The sequence below is a fragment of the Priestia sp. SB1 genome (assembly GCF_038898415.1).
Map to the genome: position 1 here is coordinate 108532 of NZ_JBBJSS010000008.1, position 19276 is coordinate 127807.

General features: G+C 34.1%; 23 protein-coding genes. 6 read left to right on the forward strand and 17 right to left on the reverse strand.

Going from position 1 to position 19276, the window contains the following annotated elements; translation table 11 throughout:
- Positions 1-89: 89 nt before the first annotated feature.
- The 5 genes from WKH56_RS26720 to WKH56_RS26740 all read right to left on the reverse strand — a co-directional run bounded on the left by WKH56_RS26720 (position 90) and on the right by WKH56_RS26740 (position 3927).
- Entirely contained in the window at positions 90-329 is a 240-nt protein-coding gene (locus WKH56_RS26720; RefSeq protein WP_048018629.1) for a hypothetical protein, read from the reverse strand.
- Between the two features lie 432 nt (positions 330-761).
- Positions 762-1268, reverse strand: coding sequence for a GNAT family N-acetyltransferase (locus tag WKH56_RS26725; protein ID WP_342837008.1), 507 nt, complete (start codon positions 1266-1268; stop codon positions 762-764).
- Entirely contained in the window at positions 1243-2034 is a 792-nt protein-coding gene (locus tag WKH56_RS26730; protein WP_168760578.1) for a phosphotransferase, read from the reverse strand. The genes WKH56_RS26725 and WKH56_RS26730 overlap by 26 nt, the downstream gene beginning before the upstream one ends.
- 237 nt (positions 2035-2271) lie before the next feature.
- Positions 2272-3048 (reverse strand): SDR family oxidoreductase, encoded by a 777-nt coding sequence (locus WKH56_RS26735; RefSeq protein ID WP_034265067.1) that lies wholly within the window; start codon positions 3046-3048, stop codon positions 2272-2274.
- A gap of 138 nt (positions 3049-3186) precedes the next feature.
- Positions 3187-3927 carry a class I SAM-dependent methyltransferase gene (locus WKH56_RS26740; protein WP_275211341.1) on the reverse strand — a complete coding sequence of 247 codons (741 nt, stop codon included), beginning with the start codon at positions 3925-3927 and terminating at the stop codon, positions 3187-3189.
- 283 nt (positions 3928-4210) lie between these two features.
- Here WKH56_RS26740 and mle point away from each other — a divergent pair, with 283 nt between their 5' ends.
- The gene (gene mle, locus WKH56_RS26745) at positions 4211-5050 is read left to right on the forward strand and encodes an alpha/beta fold macrolide esterase (protein ID WP_168760574.1); all 840 of its coding nucleotides are present in this window, start codon (positions 4211-4213) and stop codon (positions 5048-5050) included.
- A 232-nt stretch (positions 5051-5282) separates the two neighbouring features.
- Positions 5283-5870, forward strand: coding sequence for a DUF4825 domain-containing protein (locus tag WKH56_RS26750; RefSeq protein WP_048018625.1), 588 nt, complete (start codon positions 5283-5285; stop codon positions 5868-5870).
- Positions 5871-5911: 41 nt separating this feature from the next.
- On the opposite strand, the gene WKH56_RS26755 is transcribed toward WKH56_RS26750, so the two are convergent.
- From WKH56_RS26755 to WKH56_RS26800, 10 genes are all read right to left on the reverse strand, one after another.
- Complete coding sequence (locus tag WKH56_RS26755) at positions 5912-6325, reverse strand: YjdF family protein (RefSeq protein ID WP_033578565.1); 414 nt, start codon at positions 6323-6325, stop codon at positions 5912-5914.
- Positions 6326-6649: 324 nt separating this feature from the next.
- Positions 6650-6880, reverse strand: coding sequence for a hypothetical protein (locus WKH56_RS26760; RefSeq protein ID WP_048018624.1), 231 nt, complete (start codon positions 6878-6880; stop codon positions 6650-6652).
- Between the two features lie 252 nt (positions 6881-7132).
- Positions 7133-7822 carry an alpha/beta fold hydrolase gene (locus WKH56_RS26765; RefSeq protein WP_168760572.1) on the reverse strand — a complete coding sequence of 230 codons (690 nt, stop codon included), beginning with the start codon at positions 7820-7822 and terminating at the stop codon, positions 7133-7135.
- A gap of 165 nt (positions 7823-7987) precedes the next feature.
- A complete protein-coding gene (locus tag WKH56_RS26770) occupies positions 7988-8911 on the reverse strand; it encodes a LysR family transcriptional regulator (RefSeq protein ID WP_176344782.1) in 924 nt (307 codons plus the stop codon).
- Positions 8912-9302: 391 nt separating this feature from the next.
- Positions 9303-9878, reverse strand: a complete 576-nt coding sequence (locus WKH56_RS26775) for a hypothetical protein (protein WP_168760568.1) — start codon at positions 9876-9878, stop codon at positions 9303-9305.
- A gap of 341 nt (positions 9879-10219) precedes the next feature.
- Positions 10220-10597: a hypothetical protein gene (locus WKH56_RS26780; RefSeq protein ID WP_014460728.1), complete on the reverse strand. Its 378-nt coding sequence runs from the start codon at positions 10595-10597 to the stop codon at positions 10220-10222.
- Between the two features lie 17 nt (positions 10598-10614).
- The gene (locus WKH56_RS26785; RefSeq protein ID WP_048018621.1) at positions 10615-11796 is read right to left on the reverse strand and encodes an Alp7A family actin-like protein; all 1182 of its coding nucleotides are present in this window, start codon (positions 11794-11796) and stop codon (positions 10615-10617) included.
- Between the two features lie 447 nt (positions 11797-12243).
- Positions 12244-12597: a hypothetical protein gene (locus tag WKH56_RS26790; RefSeq protein ID WP_048018620.1), complete on the reverse strand. Its 354-nt coding sequence runs from the start codon at positions 12595-12597 to the stop codon at positions 12244-12246.
- Positions 12598-12951: 354 nt separating this feature from the next.
- Positions 12952-13182 (reverse strand): DUF3923 family protein, encoded by a 231-nt coding sequence (locus WKH56_RS26795; RefSeq protein ID WP_168760566.1) that lies wholly within the window; start codon positions 13180-13182, stop codon positions 12952-12954.
- Positions 13183-13394: 212 nt separating this feature from the next.
- Positions 13395-13700, reverse strand: coding sequence for a hypothetical protein (locus tag WKH56_RS26800; protein WP_168760564.1), 306 nt, complete (start codon positions 13698-13700; stop codon positions 13395-13397).
- A 264-nt stretch (positions 13701-13964) separates the two neighbouring features.
- On the opposite strand from WKH56_RS26800, the gene WKH56_RS26805 reads away from it, so the two are divergent.
- Positions 13965-14501: a GNAT family N-acetyltransferase gene (locus tag WKH56_RS26805; protein WP_028413882.1), complete on the forward strand. Its 537-nt coding sequence runs from the start codon at positions 13965-13967 to the stop codon at positions 14499-14501.
- A 95-nt stretch (positions 14502-14596) separates the two neighbouring features.
- Here WKH56_RS26805 and WKH56_RS26810 read toward each other — a convergent pair whose 3' ends face one another.
- Entirely contained in the window at positions 14597-15100 is a 504-nt protein-coding gene (locus WKH56_RS26810; RefSeq protein WP_063246964.1) for a DinB family protein, read from the reverse strand.
- A 98-nt stretch (positions 15101-15198) separates the two neighbouring features.
- Here WKH56_RS26810 and WKH56_RS26815 point away from each other — a divergent pair, with 98 nt between their 5' ends.
- Positions 15199-15612 carry a diguanylate cyclase gene (locus WKH56_RS26815; protein ID WP_275211342.1) on the forward strand — a complete coding sequence of 138 codons (414 nt, stop codon included), beginning with the start codon at positions 15199-15201 and terminating at the stop codon, positions 15610-15612.
- A gap of 290 nt (positions 15613-15902) precedes the next feature.
- Entirely contained in the window at positions 15903-16511 is a 609-nt protein-coding gene (locus WKH56_RS26820) for a DUF998 domain-containing protein (protein WP_196763245.1), read from the forward strand.
- A 110-nt stretch (positions 16512-16621) separates the two neighbouring features.
- On the opposite strand, the gene WKH56_RS26825 is transcribed toward WKH56_RS26820, so the two are convergent.
- Entirely contained in the window at positions 16622-17218 is a 597-nt protein-coding gene (locus WKH56_RS26825) for a YdcF family protein (RefSeq protein WP_048018615.1), read from the reverse strand.
- 849 nt (positions 17219-18067) lie between these two features.
- Between WKH56_RS26825 and WKH56_RS26830 the strand changes: the two genes are divergently transcribed.
- Positions 18068-19237, forward strand: coding sequence for an FtsW/RodA/SpoVE family cell cycle protein (locus tag WKH56_RS26830; RefSeq protein ID WP_045291319.1), 1170 nt, complete (start codon positions 18068-18070; stop codon positions 19235-19237).
- Positions 19238-19276: the final 39 nt, after the last annotated feature.

The window sequence follows — 19276 nt, forward strand, 5'->3', positions numbered from 1 at the left end:
CACCTCCAAGTGATTGCTCGGTACCTCATACCCAGTTATCAGCTTGAAGGTGTTTTTTATTTATATAAAATCAGAGCCTGTCCAAATTATTAGCAATTACGTTTTCTTAATCTGCGAACGCTGATACTTTCTAAACTAGTCGTATTTCTATTACCTGAATTATCTTCCCATACTAAAAATCCGCCTTCTGCTCGAATAAACGTACCATTTCCATCAAGCTGTCTTCCAGCAGAAAAAACTTGAATTTTATCTCCTCTTCGAAAATTATCTACTATAGAACGAGATTGAGATTGAGATGTACGACGATCCCCACTACGACGTCCTGGCATAACTCCACCTCCTTATACACTTATAGTACATACTATGAAGAAAGCAAAAATTGGTATAAGCAAAACGCGTAAAAGTATAAAAAAATTTTATAAAATAAAAATTTGGCTATACCTGTCTTTAGTATTTCTGCAAGGTTTCTTACATTTATCCACAGTCCCATGAGACCTCTGAATCTCTTTCATCTTGTAACGTGACCTAAATTCAGTGAGTATAAAATACATAAGGGATGTTTAAGGTGTTTGATGTATATAGTCTGAGAAGTCTTCTTTTAGACATAAAAAAGAATCCTCCATGAAAAAGAGGATTCAACAGGGTAAGTAAGAAAAAGAAATATACATGCATGTTCCTGGGGGGCTACGCTTGTATAATCAACTTATACCCGCTATTCACTGATTGAAACAGCTAAAAACATTTTATAAAAAAATTGATAGTTAACCTATTAAATTAGCCCTATAGATTCTTGAACTACTCCCCCACGGATGATAACCATCGCCTATATATGAAAAGTCATACTTTTCATAGTATCCAACGTAGTCGGTGCATAAATAAAGATTATCAAATCCGGCATTTTTCGTATCTTCTTTCAGCTTTAAAAGAAGTTGCTCACCTAAGGATTTACCTCGATAACTTTCTTCAATGTAAAGAGAACACACCCAGGGCCATAAATCCATTCGACTTATAAAATCGTTGGTGATAAGCCCTGCGCAGCCGATAATTCCTCCTTCGTCTTCTAACAGGTACCAGACTGGAAGACAACTATTTGTGTTTAAGCTATGTATAATACAGTCTTCGTAAAGCTTTAAATTCTCTTTACTCGCCCACTTACGCTGAGTATATTCAATAGCTTTGTCTTTGTACTCTACCTGTTCTCTAATATTAATAATTCGCATGACAAGGGCTCCTCTATTAAAATTAAATCCATTCTTTTGTATGTTCATAAATGAATTTGATATCGTTTTGATAATGCTCAAGATGCCCTTCGTCTATCATTTTTTGAAACGCAATATCACCTTCACTAGCTTTTCTTGTAATTGTTTTACATAACCCCTCTAATCGCAGCAATACCATTTCCAAATAACCTTCTTGTAATTCTTCGCCATAAGATTCAAAAAATAATTTCACTCTTCGCTTTCTATCTTGAGCATGCTGTGATGAATTATAATGAATTTTCTCACCTGTTTCAGAAAGATAAAATCTACTCAAAGGGACGCACGTATAAAGAGTATAAGCAATGTCCCAAAGTCTTGGCCCAGGTGCAGCAACATCAAAATCAATAATTCCTATTGGTCTCTCATCATTAAAAATAATGTTGTATATAGCAAAATCATTATGACATAGTATTTCAAATGGTTTAGGCGTGTTATCTATTGATTTCCAGCTGTCATCAAATGAAAAATCACTCACTGAATCATGATAAAGACGGAGCATTTTTCCTATTTCTATCAAAACATCATCGGACCACATATATTTCTTCAAGGGATAATTACCAGCTTCACCTTCAATAAATGACAAGACCTCTCTCCCTTTTTCGTCAATGCCTAAAAATTTTGGTGCATAAGTAAACCCCTTGTTTTCTAAATGCTTTAATAGCTTATGAAATTTATGACTATCTGATTTTAATTCTCGTCGTACGGTATTTCCCGAGCGGTAAACGTTAGAAACATTCCCTCCTGTTAGTACTTCTTCGTCCTTAAAGCCTGACATATAAATATTCCCCCTGAATATACCCGATTTGTCGTTAATAAGTGAAAGTGATAAAACATTTACCATAATGATATACCTTATTTCACCATCTATTTAGAACAGCCCGTACTTTTCCCTTCATAGCCCATTAATGTTACTTTACATTATAAAAAAAAGAATCTTCATTCGAAGATCTTTTTGACTGCTTATTTCATACAAAAATCCGCTAAAAAAGCGGGAGACCGCTACTATGTTAAATCACCAAAAGCCACCGTCTGAGTGGATAATTTGTCCGGTAATCCATTCTGCTTCTTCGCTTGCTAAAAAAACAACTAATTTTGCGGCATCCCGGGGCTCACCAAGTCGACCCATTGGGAACTTCGGCAGTAAATCTTCCTTCAACTTACTGCTCATCCACCCAGTATTAGTTGGTCCAGGATCTACAGCATTAACAGTAATTTTAAGAGGTGCTAATTCAATAGCAACTGATTTAGTAAATGTAGAAACGGCACCTTTGGTGGCAACATAAGCCAAATTGCCAGGCTCAGGTGACTTATCTTGACCTGATACCATATTAATAATTCGACCGCCATGCTTGCCTTCGATTAGACGTGCAAACTCAACAGTTAAAAGACATGTTCCTCTAACATTCACGTTATAATGAGCGTCGAGAACATCAGCATCTATCGAACGAAAATCTACGTCTACAGAATGTGTTGCATTATTTACAAGGATTGATGGAGAACCCAGTTTGGTTTGAACTGTATCAAGCAGTTTTCTTGATGCATCGGGCTGTGATAAATCCAATTCCATCGATTCACATCGTACTCCTAGACTGCGTATCTCCTCAATCAGATGCTTCGACCAATTAAAATCATCCTCATTACAATAATCCATTAAACGATCATAATTTGACCAATGAGTGAAAAAAACATCTGCCCCTTCTTTAGCTAACTCCCTGCATATTTCAGTACCAATACCTTTTGCCCGACTAGCACCAGTAACAATCGCAATTTTATTTATTAATCGCTTCATAAAGCATCTCCTCATGGGAACGCTGAATTTATATGCTCACCAATAGCACACGATTTCAGCAATCCTGTATATGTATATTAATCTATCAAGTTGTAATGAATGGAAAAGGTAATCAAAGTTTGAATGGTATTACAATGTCTATATTCTGCACTCATAGACAGAGAATGACATGCCTTCTCCGTAGCCATCTTTTACTTCATGAACAGTAAGATTGTTAAATCCATTAGAGCTAAGGATACGTTCAAATTCTTCTGAGCCATAAAGTCGAAGAGGGAAATCCATTATCTCCACCTTTTTTGTCTTATTTCCTTGAAGGAGTTCATATCGTATCTTCGTGTTCAAAGAGCTCGTTCTTTTATCGTAGAAGCTCTTTTTATAAACAATAACGGTTTCTTTATTGAAAGATACTCTATTCGTTTCAGTCCAATCTAAAAGTTCTTCAATTTTATTCTTTTTCTTTATAATAGTTAAAAGTACTTTACCATCGTCTTTTAAAACTGCTTTCATATTTTGAAGACTCTTAACAGCTACATCATCTGCTAACAGAGAAAAGGAACCAAAAGGTATTATAATAAGATCATACTTTTTGTTGCTTTTAAAATCCTCGATGTTTTGATACCATACATTTGGTTTAAGATTTATTCTTTCAGATTTTTCTACACATGCTTTAAGCATATCTTTAGAAATATCGAACCCTTCAATATCAATTCCTTTTTGCATAAATGGAAGAAGCATTCTGCCGTTCCCGCACATCGGTTCTAATACTTTCATATTTTGACCTTTGACAAAGGAAAGGTAAAACTCAAGCTCTTTTTTATTTGCAGCGGATTTATCAACCTCGTACAACATTGTGCAGAGCTCTCCATAGTAATCATTCATTCTCGTTTTCACCTCACATAATTAATTAGTCTTCCATACGTGCATTCAACTTTCCTGCTCTATTCTAGTCAATATAGAACTTATTACAGCTAGTAAACTCTCGGTCTCTAACAGTTTATGCTCGTCCTCTCCCCTTAGTTTTGGTTATATTTCACTCTTTGGTAAAGAGATAGGCGAAATAATCGATTCCCTAAATAAAATTCAAAAAGGAAATAACCTCATTTTAGAGAACTGAATAAAGAGCTGCTTTTCATTTCTCTAACACTTAAGAGGAGGTACACAAATGAATGAACAAATACTAAAAATAGATAAAGTAGAGATTTGCACAGAAAGTTTTGGGAACCCTAAAAATCCGGCTATTCTTTTAATAATGGGAGCAATGTCCTCGTTAGATTGGTGGGATGAAGACTTCTGTCTTCGCCTCGCTGAAAGGGAGAGATTTGTTATTCGTTACGACCATCGTGATTTAGGCCAATCTACCACTTATCCGCCGGGTACTTCTAACTATACAATAACGGATATGACTGATGATGCAATTGGCGTTTTAGATGCTTATTCTATAGAAAAAGCTCATATTGTTGGAATGTCGTTGGGCGGGATGATAGGTCAGATTCTTGCTCTTAGATATCCAAAACGCATAGATTCTCTTACTTTAATTGCATCAAGCATTTTTGGAACTGAGGCGGAAAAATTGCCTCCAATGGACCAGCGTATACTTGATTATCATACAAAAAGCACTTCCATAGACTGGTCAAATCAAGAGGAAACCGTTCACTACCTTGCAGGTGGATGGAAAACGTTAAGTGGGACAAAACCTTATGAAAAGGAAAGAATGTATAAGCTAGCAAAAAGAGAAGCTGCCCGGTCCAAACAGCTGCCTAGTAGATTTAATCATGCTTTACTTCAAGGAGGAGGCCAATATTACGACAGGTCGAGTGAAATTAGCACACCTACGCTGATTATTCATGGAACAAAAGATCCGGCACTGCCTTATGAACATGGACTTGCGCTTGCAAAAGCTATTTCTCATGCTAAATTAATAGCTCTTGAGGGTACAGGACATGAAGTTCATAGTGAGGACTGGGACCAAATTATCGAAGCAATTGTAGGGATTAGCTCTTAAAAGTAAAAAAAGAGAAATGAAGACTTCAAAGCGCTTTTTCAAGAAAGCTTTGGGGTCTTTTCATATTTCAAAATTCCTTTCTTCTACTAGCAGTTGACAAAAACGTTTTCTATAGCAAAGGATATTTTGTACAAAAGGACCTACACCTTTTCAAGACAGCCTATTTACGATACACTAATAATTCATGAAATATCCACATAAGGGTATTAAAGTAAGAAAATGGAGGCTTTTTATGAAATATTTTAAGGTATTTTTTTGTTTAATCTTATTACTCCTAGTAGGCATAACCGGCTGTTCTCAAAAAGAAGAAGTTACAAGCATTAATACTGTTGATGTAAAAAAGCTTAAAGAGCGTAGCGGAACTTATGTTGGAAATAATTCTAACGTGGTAGCTATCGTAAGGGACTTGCCTGGAGGAGAAACATTTAAAGAAATTGATTTACATAATAAAACGCTAAAAATAACGTATGGTACTAAAGCGGGCTCTCTTTCAGAAGATGAAACGTTAAAATATTGGTTTGACGGTAAGAATACATTGGAGAAAAACTTTCTTTACAATGCTATTTATTTAGCAATATTAGTGCCTAATGCTCAAGGTTACAGTTTTAAAGTAGACAATCAAAAATTCTCAGTATCTAGAGAAGAAATGGAAGAGTTTATTTCTGGCAACATTAAAACTTTACCGGATAGTAATAAATTATTTGATAAAGAAAAAGCACAGCAATTTATAGATGATAATAAAGAAAAGATAAATAAAACAGTTAAATCGGCAGCTATTCGAGAACATTTTTTTAAGAATGTTCCGATAGTAAAGGAATAACAACAAATAAAGAGCCGTAAATAGGGCTCTTTATTCGTACTCTATTTACCTTTGTGCTTAGCTTTCGCCTTTAGTTTCTTCATCAAATATTTTTGTTCCTTTAGTTCTTCACGGTATTGCTTAGATTTCTTTTTTCTACTTTTTTTCTTTTCTTCGTACTCTTGTTTCATAGCCTCTTGAGCTTTAGTAGAAATACCAATTTTATTTACTTCTTTTGCTACTTGGCGCTGTAAACGTTTTGGGTTGACCTTTTTATTAGATTTTATTTTCACATCAAGACCTGAATGAATCGATTGGTTAATCAGATTTAACAATTTGTGATGAATAAAGTCTAATATCTCTGTATCTTTTGGTTCTGCTCCAAATACATAACGAAATGCTTTTAATTTACCGCCTTCTACAACTTCAATAATTCCTATCCAAAACTGACCATCATGGTAAATCGTTAATGACATAACGATTCCCTCCTCTAAACATACTATGAAATGATGGACATCCCGAGGAGGGGAAGGTTACTGACATTGATACATATCAATGCATCCGGACTACCAACCGAATTGTGTTTTTACATTCCACATACAAATTTTAACATACAAATATTCAATATAAGTGCTTTTTCTTTTATTTTTCACCGAAATTAATCGTGAAAAATAAAGGTCCCTCCATAATAAATACTGGAATTACTACAAAAGAAATCAAACTAAAATATTTTGCGTTCCTTTTTAATTATTATCCTTTAACATAAGGTAATTAATCAGTAGAAAAAAAGTTTAGGTGAATCACTCCAAGCTCTTTTTCCTATAAAGAAAGAACCCTATTATCGCCCCCAGTACAGCTATCACAATACTAAAGCGAATTAGATGAATAATAAAATCAATAAGGTTTAAATAGGTTGTTTCTGTTACACCATCACCGACTGATTCAACTTCTTTATATGGAATCACAAAGAAACCTAATGATCCTCCTAAAATAAGGCCGTAGAAAAAACCTTTTTCTATAAATTTCAACAAGAAACTCTCCTCCTTTCAAAAATGCTCATCTAATGAGTTATAGCACTCTCTATAACTCATTAGATGAGCATTTATTTATCTTCCACAAAAATTATTTAATTATGAATTTTATTACATATAATCTATATATTAACATATATACAGGTTAAAAGGGAGACTAACGTATAGTCTCCCTTTCTATAAAAGTTTAATAACTTTTAAAAACTCTATTTACTTAACCAAACTTTCAAATTAAATAAAAGCTCCAGAAAGTCACGAAGCAAGGAAGCTTTTCACAGCAGTTAAAAAAGCGGATAAGTTTCCTGCGTGCACCTCATGTCCAGCCCCTTTTATCGTTACTAATTTACAATTTGGAATGCGCTTAGAAACTTCCTGCAATTTATCTTGAGGGATATGGCTGGATCCTCCTCCTATGATGAGAGTAGGTGCAATTATCTCTGTAAGACTTCCCCACCATTTAGGATTGGGGTTGTTTAACTGTTGAAGGATTGAAGGTACAACCTCCCAGTCAAAAGGTAAAGAACCAGGCGGTTTGGCAGGAATTTCGAACTTTTCTCCTGTAAAAGGTGGAGGAGTGTCTTCAACAATCAATTGATCTACCCTTTCTGGAAATGTTTCAGAAAAAAGATAGGACACCGTACCGCCCATAGAATGCCCAATCAACGTAAAGCGCTCCAAATTCATGGCATTTACGAACTGAAGTAAGTCATCACACATAAGTTCAAACGTATAGGTGCCGGTTCTTTCACTTCCACCGTGTCCTCGCTGATCTAAAGCTAAAAATCGATATTCCTCTCCTAATACAGCCGCTACTTCATCCCACGACTCTGCACTCATTCCCAAAGCGTGAAGTGCAATAATAGCGGGTGCCGAAGCTTCGCCCGACTCTCGATATTGAAATGTTAAACCATTTAGTTCAATTTGATTTACTCCCATTTTCAAATTAACTCAACTCCTAACTCAGATTTCACCAATTAAAATCTAGTTTATTAAGGTTCATCTATATATTAGTGAAGAAATGAAGATTTCCTTCACCTCTTATCTTATTAGGAAAGATATTAGATTATTTTATGTATCCTGTGTAATTCTTTAGTCAGCATAATGTACCTAGAGATTCTTACTTTCAATCCCCTTATACTTTAACCCAAAAGTACTACAAGCCAATTGAATAAAAGATTGTAAAGGAAGAGACATAAATTTATCTTTATGCCAAAACATTTGTGTATAAAGAGGCGTATCAACTTTAGTACAAGCCAATTCTTTTAATATGCCGTTCTCTAGCTCTCCTCTTACTACTACTTCGGGCAATATGGCAATACCTAAATCTAGCATAACGCATTGCTTAATAGCTTCTACGCTTACAAATTCAAATTTAGTTGATGTACAAATACCCGCCTCACGAAACAAGTTTTCCAATACTACACGATATGAACATCCTGATTCGGTATACAAAAGAGTCTCATTCTCAAGATCTTCTAAGTAGATTTCCGCTTTATCAGCTAAAGGATGCTGAGGAGAAGCAATAATTTTTAAGTTTTCTGCAACAAGACATTGCGTATGTAGATTTGCATCATGATGCTGAATAGGCTCCATTGTGAAGGCGATATCAAGAGTTCCGTCTAGCAGCTGCGCTCTTGTTTGTGCTTGAGAGTAAATAGGCTTAAAAATCATTTTAACCTTTGGAAATTGATCCTTAAACTCTTTTAATATTGGAGGCAATCTATATGTACACTGACTTTCAGAAGACCCAATAATAAGTGTACCGGCAGGTTCCTCCACTCCACTTACAGCATTTTTTGCTTCCTTAGTCAGTTGAATCATTTTATCGGCGTACCTTTTAAATTCTCTGCCTGCCTCTGTTAAAACCAAGCGCTTTCCGAGACGTTCAAATAAAGGCGTTTCAAGTTCATTTTCAAGAGCTTTTATTTGAGCGGTAACGCTTGATTGAGCAAAGTTTAAAATTTTAGCCGTATAGGTAAAATTTAAATTTTCTGCAGCTGTTTTAAATGTAATCAGTTGTTTTATTTCGATTTTCCTCACCTCTATATAATCGGATATTCCGATTGATTCAATCGGAATGTTCATCTGTAACGATCATTAATTTCATTATAAAATATGGTAAATCAAACCACAACATACTAAATATAAAGAGATAAGGGGAAATCATAATGACTATAAAAAAAGAAAATACAAAAGAATCAATTAGCCTCACGCAAAAAGAAACAAGTGAAAAAAGCTTCAAATACTACTGGAATGAAATTATTCGAGCGCTTATCGTAACCAAATAAGTAAGGCTAATCAATTTTATTTTTGGAAAAAGTAAATCCACATACAAGCGTATAAATATAAAAACAATAGCTCGCTAACGCTGACGATATACAGAGTTAGCGAGCTATTAACCTATTTAAACTTAAAATCATGGTTATTGGCTTGAATCTAACCTAAACTCCGCAATATCCTTGTCGTCTTGAGAGATAATGAGTGTGCCTTTTAATGCATTAGCCTGTAGCTTTTTTAGTTTTTCTTCAGTTGGTAAAAGAGGTAATTCATTGTTTTTTTCCTTTGCTCCTAACGTATAATTAAGAGTGAATTTACTTGTTCCTTTAGATGGAATTTCTCCTATACTCATGCCAACCCCTAACTTATTGTTATCCATCTTATAAATATTTGAACCAATTGCTTCTTTTACAGCTGATACTAACTCCTTATCTGGTTCTATGCGAATGTTTGTTTTAACAGGATCAGAGAGAGCCATAATATTATTAGACTTATTTTCCATCGTGAATGTATAGTGTAACTCCGTTGGAACGATACGTTTACTTTTATTCTTTTTATCAGGTACTATCATTTCCCCAACGATTTTTTTATCATCTGTTAACATTACCTCCGATTTTTGTAATTTTAAGTAATCAACATTGTTTACATATTCCGTTTTTGAACAAGCGGAAATGATAAACACCAAACAAATAACGGAAAAACCAAGATAGAACTTTTTCATATTTATCCCCCTACCTATTCACATATCATGTTTGTTTACTAGTACATGATTGTGCTGATTCCTTCTATATAACACTTCATGGTGTGATTGAGCTTCGACATGGTATTTAGAATACCTAAACTTAATTATTAATGTTCTTGAGACAAAGCAAATTTAAAATAAATAAAAGTACTCGTGCTAATTATTATTATCCATAAATAAACTGTTTCCTCCCATTTTTTTAGTTTTAACACGTTTTTTGTACATATGATAATGTATCAAAAACGAATAGGCATATTGAAAGCAAAAAAAGCCACTAGTATGTGGGACAGTCTCGTCCCACATACCAATAGCTTTTTAAATTAAAAATCGTTATATTCCTCTAAATCATCATCATCTAATGACCCGGATAATTGCTCTAGATCTGCAACCTTACCTTCTTTGAAGGTTTGGTGGCTTTCTGAAGGCTTCTCTTCTGTCTCCTCTTGTTTACTCACAAACCCGTTGGACTGAGCTAATTTCTTTAATTCCCGTAGTTCGGAATTGATATGTTCAAGAAGTTCTTCTGTTCTGTGTCCTGCTTCTACTTGATTGGAAGATGAACTATGAAGGTCACGAACAATTAGAGATGAAATATAGTCCCCTAATTTTCGAGACTTTGCATATTTTGCAAGTATATCATAGACTTCATCACTCAACTGGTTAGTTTTAATCGTAAAGGCGTTTTGACGCTCTGACATGGTTATCACCTGCGCTGTTAGGATTTAACGGCTTTCTTCTCGGCTTGTTTCTTTTGAAGGTACCCCATGCTTCGGATTTCTAAGCCGAATAAATTTAAGTGACGGCTATCCTCAGGCACTTTATGATATTTCTCTGTGCGTTCTTCGCCAATTTTTTCACGCATGCTATTCATAATCGCTACTTCTAATGTAGGAGCGACACCGCCACTATATACATATTTTCGGATTTTATTTGCTGGTGGTGGGGCGACGTCATTTAACTTAGCTAGTAAGATCTCTACATAATCTCTTAGAGAAGATTTGATTTGAGCTGTTAAATCAATGGATTCACCTGTGTTTTCATTTTTTAGTTCAAACTTTTGTTTGCTGTAGTTATCTAAAATAAATTGATCAAAAGCGCGTAAATCGGTAAACAACTCTGGGAATTTCTCTTTTCGTAACTTATCGATATGTGCTAAGTAGGGAATACCCTCGATACTTTGGAACGATTCACGACTGTTCGCAGCCTTCAACCCTTCAGGTAAGATTACAACATCAATGGATCCTCCACCGATATCGATCATTACGGTTTCACATTCCACATATTCATTAGCATCTTCACGGTCTTGAAGCGTTAGGTCTTTCTTTAACGCAAAACGTGCGATTTCACCTTCTTTTAAACAAACACTTTCTTCCACAGATACTTTTAATTCTTTTTCAAATCCTGGGGTATGGATATAAAAAGTGTGCTCACCTACAAAGCGATTTGCCATAGCCTTTTGCGCTTCACCAAACGTACTTTCTTTTTTTAGTAACCAAATTGGTAACATTGTAGAGAAATAGTCAATCTGGATGTTGTTGTCCTTTTGATCTTTTGTATGTAACGCGTGGTAGTATGCGACGGCAGCTAAAAATGTTACGTATGGAATATGACTTGTAATTTTATTATGTAAACGATTAATATGATTGTTTGCTAATTGTTGGCTGGCGGCAATGTCACCCACTAAGAAATAACGTTCTTTTTCTTCCTCTCCAATGGTTGTAGATAATAAGATGCGCTTTTTAAATTCCTCTGGTGCTGTAACAGCATCTGTGAAGAATGAATCAGCAGCTTCTTTTTGGAGTTCTACTACGTTGGTTTGGAAATCAAATAGATATCCATCTATGATATTCATATCGACTGAGTTCCCACAGTCTTTATTAAAACGTGAAATTTTCATCTCTATACACCTCTTTTTTTAGTTGAACTTCTGTTGAACTTATTATACAAAAGAAAAGGTAGATTTTCAATCCTTCAGTTCAACTGATTTATCATCAAAAACTTACACATATCAACAATTTTTTTATCTAGTTGAACTTATTTCGGGGTCAGAAAAACAGTGTCAGGAAAGTTCTTTTTCGGGAATAAGAAAGTCGGAAGTAGAGATTCTGGTGAAAAAAGAGGTTGAGACAAAAGTATTTTAGATGAAGTAAAAAACGAGCTATTGATCAAGCGATTAGTAGTTTGTTTTTTTATTAAGCTAAACGCAGACTTCATTTGTTTAGGTCTTTCTAGCAGTTGATTGAAGGGTAAGACAAATACTCCTGGTGGAAAAGCGGAATGTATCAAGATAATATTTATATTCGTTAAGAGACTTAAAATCTTGTTTGACAATATTCGATAACACTCACCTTTTTTGGACTACCTTTTTCATTAACTGACTTTTATGATCTTTATCTTTAACTATAATATAATCCTCTGTTCCTTTTACTGAATAGATTTCTGAACCAACTGTAAAATAGTTTGATTGATTATTACCTGCAGGCATTTTAGTTGCTTTGGTTTTCTTTTCTATTGTTCCTATTTGGTCTCCTATTTCCTGCTTTTGATCTAGTTTATCTTCTGTTCCGTTATATTCCTTGTTTTCAACTACAACAATGATAGCAGAAGAACTTTCTGTATTCGTTCCTGTACTTTCTTGATTACATGCAGTTAGAACGGTTAAATAAACTACTAACAGAAAACTAAGTGTTCTCTTCATAATAGCCTCCGGAAATCATTTTCTACCCTTTAATTAAAATTGACATTAGGCGATATACCAAGTTCAGTGACGTATCATAATGTATTCGAAAACGAACAATCCTAAAAGTTCTATTAAACAAACTTTCTAGGCTCCTCCACATAAAAATCCACATAACCGCAGCTTGAACAAACATAAAATATTAATTCACTGTAATGGTGATCGTTATTTAATACCCTGCTCGGTGTTTTATTTATACCTACCGTACCAGGTGATGATTGAATACGGGCTTTGGTTAGAGATGAATCACATTTAGAGCACTTTTTACTTTGCATACATATCACCCTTTCTATTTCATAACATCATTCCTATTTTCTATAGTACATGCTTACTAGTTTTTAAATTAATAATTAGCCACATAACTTGAATAATCAAAGGGAAAATAAATGCGATTAGCAACACTATAAATGCGAACAATTTCAGCTCTAGTGTTTGGGTAACACCCGCTCCATCCACTTCTCTTGTCCAGACAACAGCTGTTCCTACGACGAAAAGTATGATCCAAATTATATTAGCTATCCACCAGGAAATCCATCGTCTTTTCACATCATCACTCCTTTCAATTTAAGCTGCATCTTTCTTTTTTAATTCCCAGATAAGAGCAATTGTAGAAATAGCTCCACCTACCGCAAAGAGATAAGAAGAAAACGGTATTGTTTCATGCATGAATAAACCTCTTATTCCATAAAAACACAGGATAATAGTGCCGATTAAACCAATCATAAGCCGAATATTTTTATTGATTGTTTTCTCCCCCTTTAGGTTTCTCTTTGCACCTGATCCTTTATCATAAATCCAAATATAGCGAAGAAGTTTAATACAACCAGCAATCCATAATAAAAGCCAAGCCTTTCAAAAAATAAAGAAAGAATGGGAAATATTATAGTTTCAAAGCCAAACAACATAATAATAAGTCCAATTCCTTTAGCGAGCTGCTTTTCATCCTTAGGTGTAAATATCTTTCCATATCCAGCAATAAAATTAGTACTACCTTTTTTCCATACACGTTTCCCAATATAAATGATTAAACAGCTTACTAGACTTATAAATAATAATTTCAACACCAGACATTACACCTTCTTTACATACTTCAATTTAACATATATAGTGTATTTTACCATAATCAATAAACAAATATTATGTATTAAAGGTGGACTCACAAAATACAACACTGTAAAATATATACATACTAATTTTGGAGGTTTTTGTTTGTTAAACTTATGCTTAGAGCTGGGTGAGTAAGCTTCCTTAATGAATGTGTGCATAAAGGAAGCCCCATTTATGGAGTATAAAAAGCGGTAATTTAGCAAGTTGATAGGAGACTCTAAATGGATATCTTAATTAAACAAGAACTCACTGAAGAATATAATGAAACTGAAAAAGTTGTGAAAAGCGCTTTTTTAAATGAAGAATACAGCGATAAGAAAGAACATTTACTTGTGAAACGAATTAGGAAGTCAGATGAATTTATTCCTGAACTTTCACTAGTCGCATTAAATCCGAATGCAGCAGATATTATAGGCCATATTCTTCTATCTAAAATAACAATTATAGATGGTGATAACGCTACCGTTTCTTTAGCACTTGCTCCAGTTTCAGTTGCACCTCAGTATCAAAAACAAGGAGCTGGGAGCCAACTAATACACGCTGCGTTAAAACGCGCAAAAGAGCTTGGTTATCATTCAGTAATTGTTTTAGGGCACAAAGATTACTATCCTAAGTTTGGATTTAAACCAGCTAGCTCATGGAATATATATGCTCCATTTGACGTGCCTGAAGAATTTTTTATGGCCATAGAGTTAACAGAAGGATCTCTAAAAAATGTGCAAGGTGTTGTACATTACTCAAAATCTTTTTCAGAGTAAGCACTAAATGATTAATTAGGTTTTACGTAAAGGCTGCCTGGAAAATAATTTTATAGTATTTTCCAGGCAGCCTCTTTTTTATTTACCTGATATTATTAAAGCGGTGGATTTTCCACACCTAAATGAACCCAATCTTCTTTTGGAGGCCCATAAACTCCAGCAGGTTTTAGGCCTGCTTGACGCATAAGAATGGTAATTTGACCTCGGTGATGAACAATATGTTTGATTAGTCCCATTAAGATTGTGGCATTTGATTGGGTTCTTCCAAACGCTTCTTGTGTATGTTCTAAAGATTCATCTGTCCATTGCTGTTCAATAATTTTAGCAGCATGAGAACTTACATTTTTAAAAGTTATAGCGATTTCCTGTGCTGAAGATGGAACGCTTGCTGTACTTTCAATTCTGTCTATGCTTAATCCGAATTCAGTTAGGTAATCTGGAATGTTTGTTGTAAAATGCCAAGCAATTCTCCCTAACGTACGCCCTTCAGGGTACACTTGTTGTTTCAACGACTCATCTGTCAAGCTATCCAAAACTTTTTGAGTTAGCATGGCTTCGTTGTTCCATTCTTTGATAAAATCTGAAATGGTATTATACATATAAAAGACCTCCCAATATAAATCTAATCTAAATCAATAACTAAATAATATCATAGAAGAAAAATAAGTTGGCTTATTTACTAAAGGAAGGAGACTTTATGTTATTTAAAGCTACCGCTCAAAAAACTGTTGTTTATCCTTTATTACTTTTAAATACTTTATTACTCATTCAAGCAGTTCAACATAAAGGACTTGCCTTTTTACACCTTTTGGCTATCCTTTGTTTGTTTCTTTCCCTTTTTCTCCGATATGAATTTCAGATAGACAGAGATACTTTAACCTATAGAATATATATATTATGGTTTAAAGTATATGCAAAAACCGTTAAACCAAGGGACATTAAACGAATTGTATTTAAACAGTTAAGTTGGAAATCAAAATTAGCAGTAGTAAAAGTAGAAAACGGGTGGAATATGCGAATAGCATTATTTAATCCACCAAATGTTTTTAAGGAATTAGAAACATTTGCACATGAATATGATGTAGATATTCAAAAAACAGCAGATTATTAAATTCTAGAGAAAACATCTTGAATGCCACCGCGTTTTGGATACATTAAACTCCATGTAAGTCAGGCCGTATAATCAGCGTTATACATTTCTAATCAAGCTGCTTTTGGACCTCTCTAGCGCTACAAAGCATTAGTAAAGAGGTGCTTTCCTAAACACCTCCAAGTTAAACACTTTGTCCTCCTTCCTCACATCAACCCCAAGTCCTACATAAAAATAGGCTTCAAGGGCATTCTTTTTAACATTATTTGGATATAAAATTCGTATATAACGCTTTTTAAGAGGTGATAATTCTGTATATATCAAAAAAGGTTGGCATTTTAAGCTGGTTTGCTACTTGCTTGTATTTTTTAGTTGAACCTTTCTTTATTTTGACTTCAACTGCTCCCTACAGTTTTTTACATCACGCAATGAGTGATCTTGGTGTAACTTCTTGTGGAAACTACACCTATTCAATTGCACCTCATGAAATTTGCTCTCCTCACCATTTCTGGATGAACGTATTGTTTATTATAAACGGATTGACACTTTCAATTGGTGTTTTGTACATTTCACAAAACCTAAAGAAAACGAGAAAAAGCCAACTAGCAACAGCTTTTATTCTTATATTAGCTTTAGGTAATATTGTTTCAGGCTTTATCCCGGCTGATATACATTTATTTTGGCATTCAATACTTGCTCAGCTTGGCATGGTTACTGTTTTAGCTGGTCTTTGGATGTATGCATCATCTTTAAGCAGCGGCAAGTATTGGACTTATGGCTGCTTAATTTCCCTACTAATCATTCTCCTACTCATTATGCTTGTATTTTTTGTTCCTATGCCTACCGGTCTGCTGCAAAGGTTATTCTATTTAGTAATCTTTATATGGGGCACCGTGCTTTCCTTTATGTTAAACAAATAATCCACTATCATTCCGTTTCATATGAGCTTACAAGACTATGTTAAACTAGCCGGAATTTCAAATAGCAAAAAGTCCATAGAGGCATTCCCTATGGACTTTTTGCTATTTTGTTAAATAAATTCTCTTAATAATTCTTTAGATTTCTTTCCGCTAAAACCAAAATAATTGCCAATAAGTTTGACGTATTCTGTGTAAGTAACTTTTCTATTTAAAGCAGTTTCCCACCATCTCTGTGGATTATAATAACGACTTCCACTAGAGCAATAGGTTAATTGTATTTTGGTATCCTTAAATTCTTTATTAAAGTTTTTTTCTACCCTTTTCATATGGTAGTTTGAAGAAACAACGATAGCGGATTGAAAGTGATAGTTCATCATTAGCTTTTTTGTAAATTTAGCATTTTCCATAGTACTTGTAGCGTGATTTTCTAATATAATTGAATCCTCTGGTATTCCAGAGTCTTTGGCTTGATGATAAAAATTATTCTCTTGACCATTCGAAAGGATCAAATGAGACGCATATCCTTTTTTATATAATTCAATTCCTTTCTCCAGTCGATCATTATCACCACTTAACACAATAATCACGTCAGATTTTACAGGCTTTTCGTTCACTACAAGCTCTTTCCCGGCAAACAGGAAAAAAATCATCCCTAATCCCAGCATGAATATACTGATCTTTACTCTTTTACCTTTAATTTTTTGCATATAGACCCTCATTTAAAAAGTTCACTTCATATCGTATCATAAAGCTCAATATTCATAAAAATAAAAAGGTAATCTTCAAAAAAATTTTGCGCGCTGCAAGTAATCACAGCTTTTATATAAAAGTTAAAAGGTAAAACTTTAACAAACATTCTTTCTAAATATTTTTATATATCACCTTAAATTTCTATAAACTTAATATTTTTACTTATTTGTATTAATATTTATATTTTCACTTATTTTTCATTTTCCTATGATAAAATCACGATGACACAAGAAGCAAGCAAAATAATTTATTTATTAACCTAAAAAGCTGACCATCATGGTCAGCTTTTTGAGTTAAAAGAGAATTAACTACATCATAGCTTTCTATATTCATTGAGCCAGTGCACTTTAATCTTTAGTAAGATTCTAAGTTTTTTATTAGACAAATATTTTTCCTTGATGTTAAACTGTTTCCTGAAGGAAAAATAAATCAGGATTCAACTAAACTATATGATTTGCTAGCGTATATAGGCATTTCAGTCTCTTCTAAGTTAAAATTTTATTTTAAAGGGTTTCTTACGCCCAAAAAGTTTCCTTTAGGCAAATTTATAGTATTCAACAAAAAAAATAAGTTGAAGTCAAAAAATAGCTTTTTCATTAAATTAGGACTATTAAACGCTTTTAATTATACAGGCTATCCCTTGGTAGACCTTTTATATAAAAAATACAGGTAAAACAGATTGGAGGTTTGGGATAAATCATGAGAAGAAATCTATTTTATTGATGTTTTTTTAATTCTACATATATTAGAGAAACTTATGTTCAGTGATTGGAATAGAAATTTAATAAAGAAAAGGTGTTTTAAAGATGGAACGCAAGAAGTCGGAAAGCTTTAATTATGGTCTCGCTTTTACACTGCTGCTGTTTTTTATCATTAGCTGTATAGCTATTTATAACGCGCAAAAAACAGGACAGTATTCTACAAACTTTGTAATTAAACAAGTCGAATGGTACGCAGTAGGTATTGGAATTATCTTCCTCACCATGAGGCCCGATGAGGAACAATGGGACCAATTCACATGGTTCTTTTATGGGCTAAATATTTTTATCCTTATTTTACTCATCGTTTCTCCTCAAAGTATTGCTCCTGTCAAAAATGGTGCAAAAAGCTGGTTCGTCCTTCCTGGTATTGGATCGATACAACCTTCGGAATTCACAAAAATCTCTTTAATCTTAGCATTTAGTAAAGTGATACGAAATCACAACGAAAAATTTCGCGTAAGAGATATAAGAAGCGATGTTTTACTCGTTGGAAAGCTAGGAGCTACGTTAGCTGTCCCTATTCTTCTTATTATGCAGCAGCCCGATTTAGGAACGGCACTTGTGATGATCTTTTTATTCTTTGTCATGATATTCGTTTCAGGGGTAAGTTTTAAGCTCATTCTTCCTACCTTTACTTCTATTATAGGAATCGCTTCAGGTATTTTATATATGGTTTTGAACCACCCAAAAATGTTGGAAAAATATTTGCACGTTCAATCCTATCAGTTTGATCGTATCTATGCGTGGTTTGATCCGGAATCTTATGCAAACAGCTTGTCTTACAACTATATGCAAGTGTTAAAAGCAATAGGTGCAGGATCCATTTCAGGAAGAGATACATCAAAGTTTTCAGTATATGTTCCTGAAAAACATTCAGACTTTATTTTTAGTGCAATTGGAGAAAGTTACGGCTTCGTAGGAACTAGCCTTATCCTTTTCTTATTTATGGTGCTTATTTACCAAATTATTACCGTCGCATTTCAGACGAAAGATCAATTCTCTACATACATTTGTACCGGCGTTATTTCAATTGTTTTCTTTCATGTCTTAGAAAATGTGGGCATGTGTATAGGCCTTCTTCCGATAACGGGAATACCACTGCCGTTTATAAGCTACGGAGGAAGTGCGTTAATGAGTACGATGTTTTTGATGGGACTAGTATTAAATATAAGCTTTCGATCAAAGGCTTATATGTTTGATCAGGATGTGAGGTAATACAATGACTAGTAAAAAAATAGCTAAAGAGATAAATTC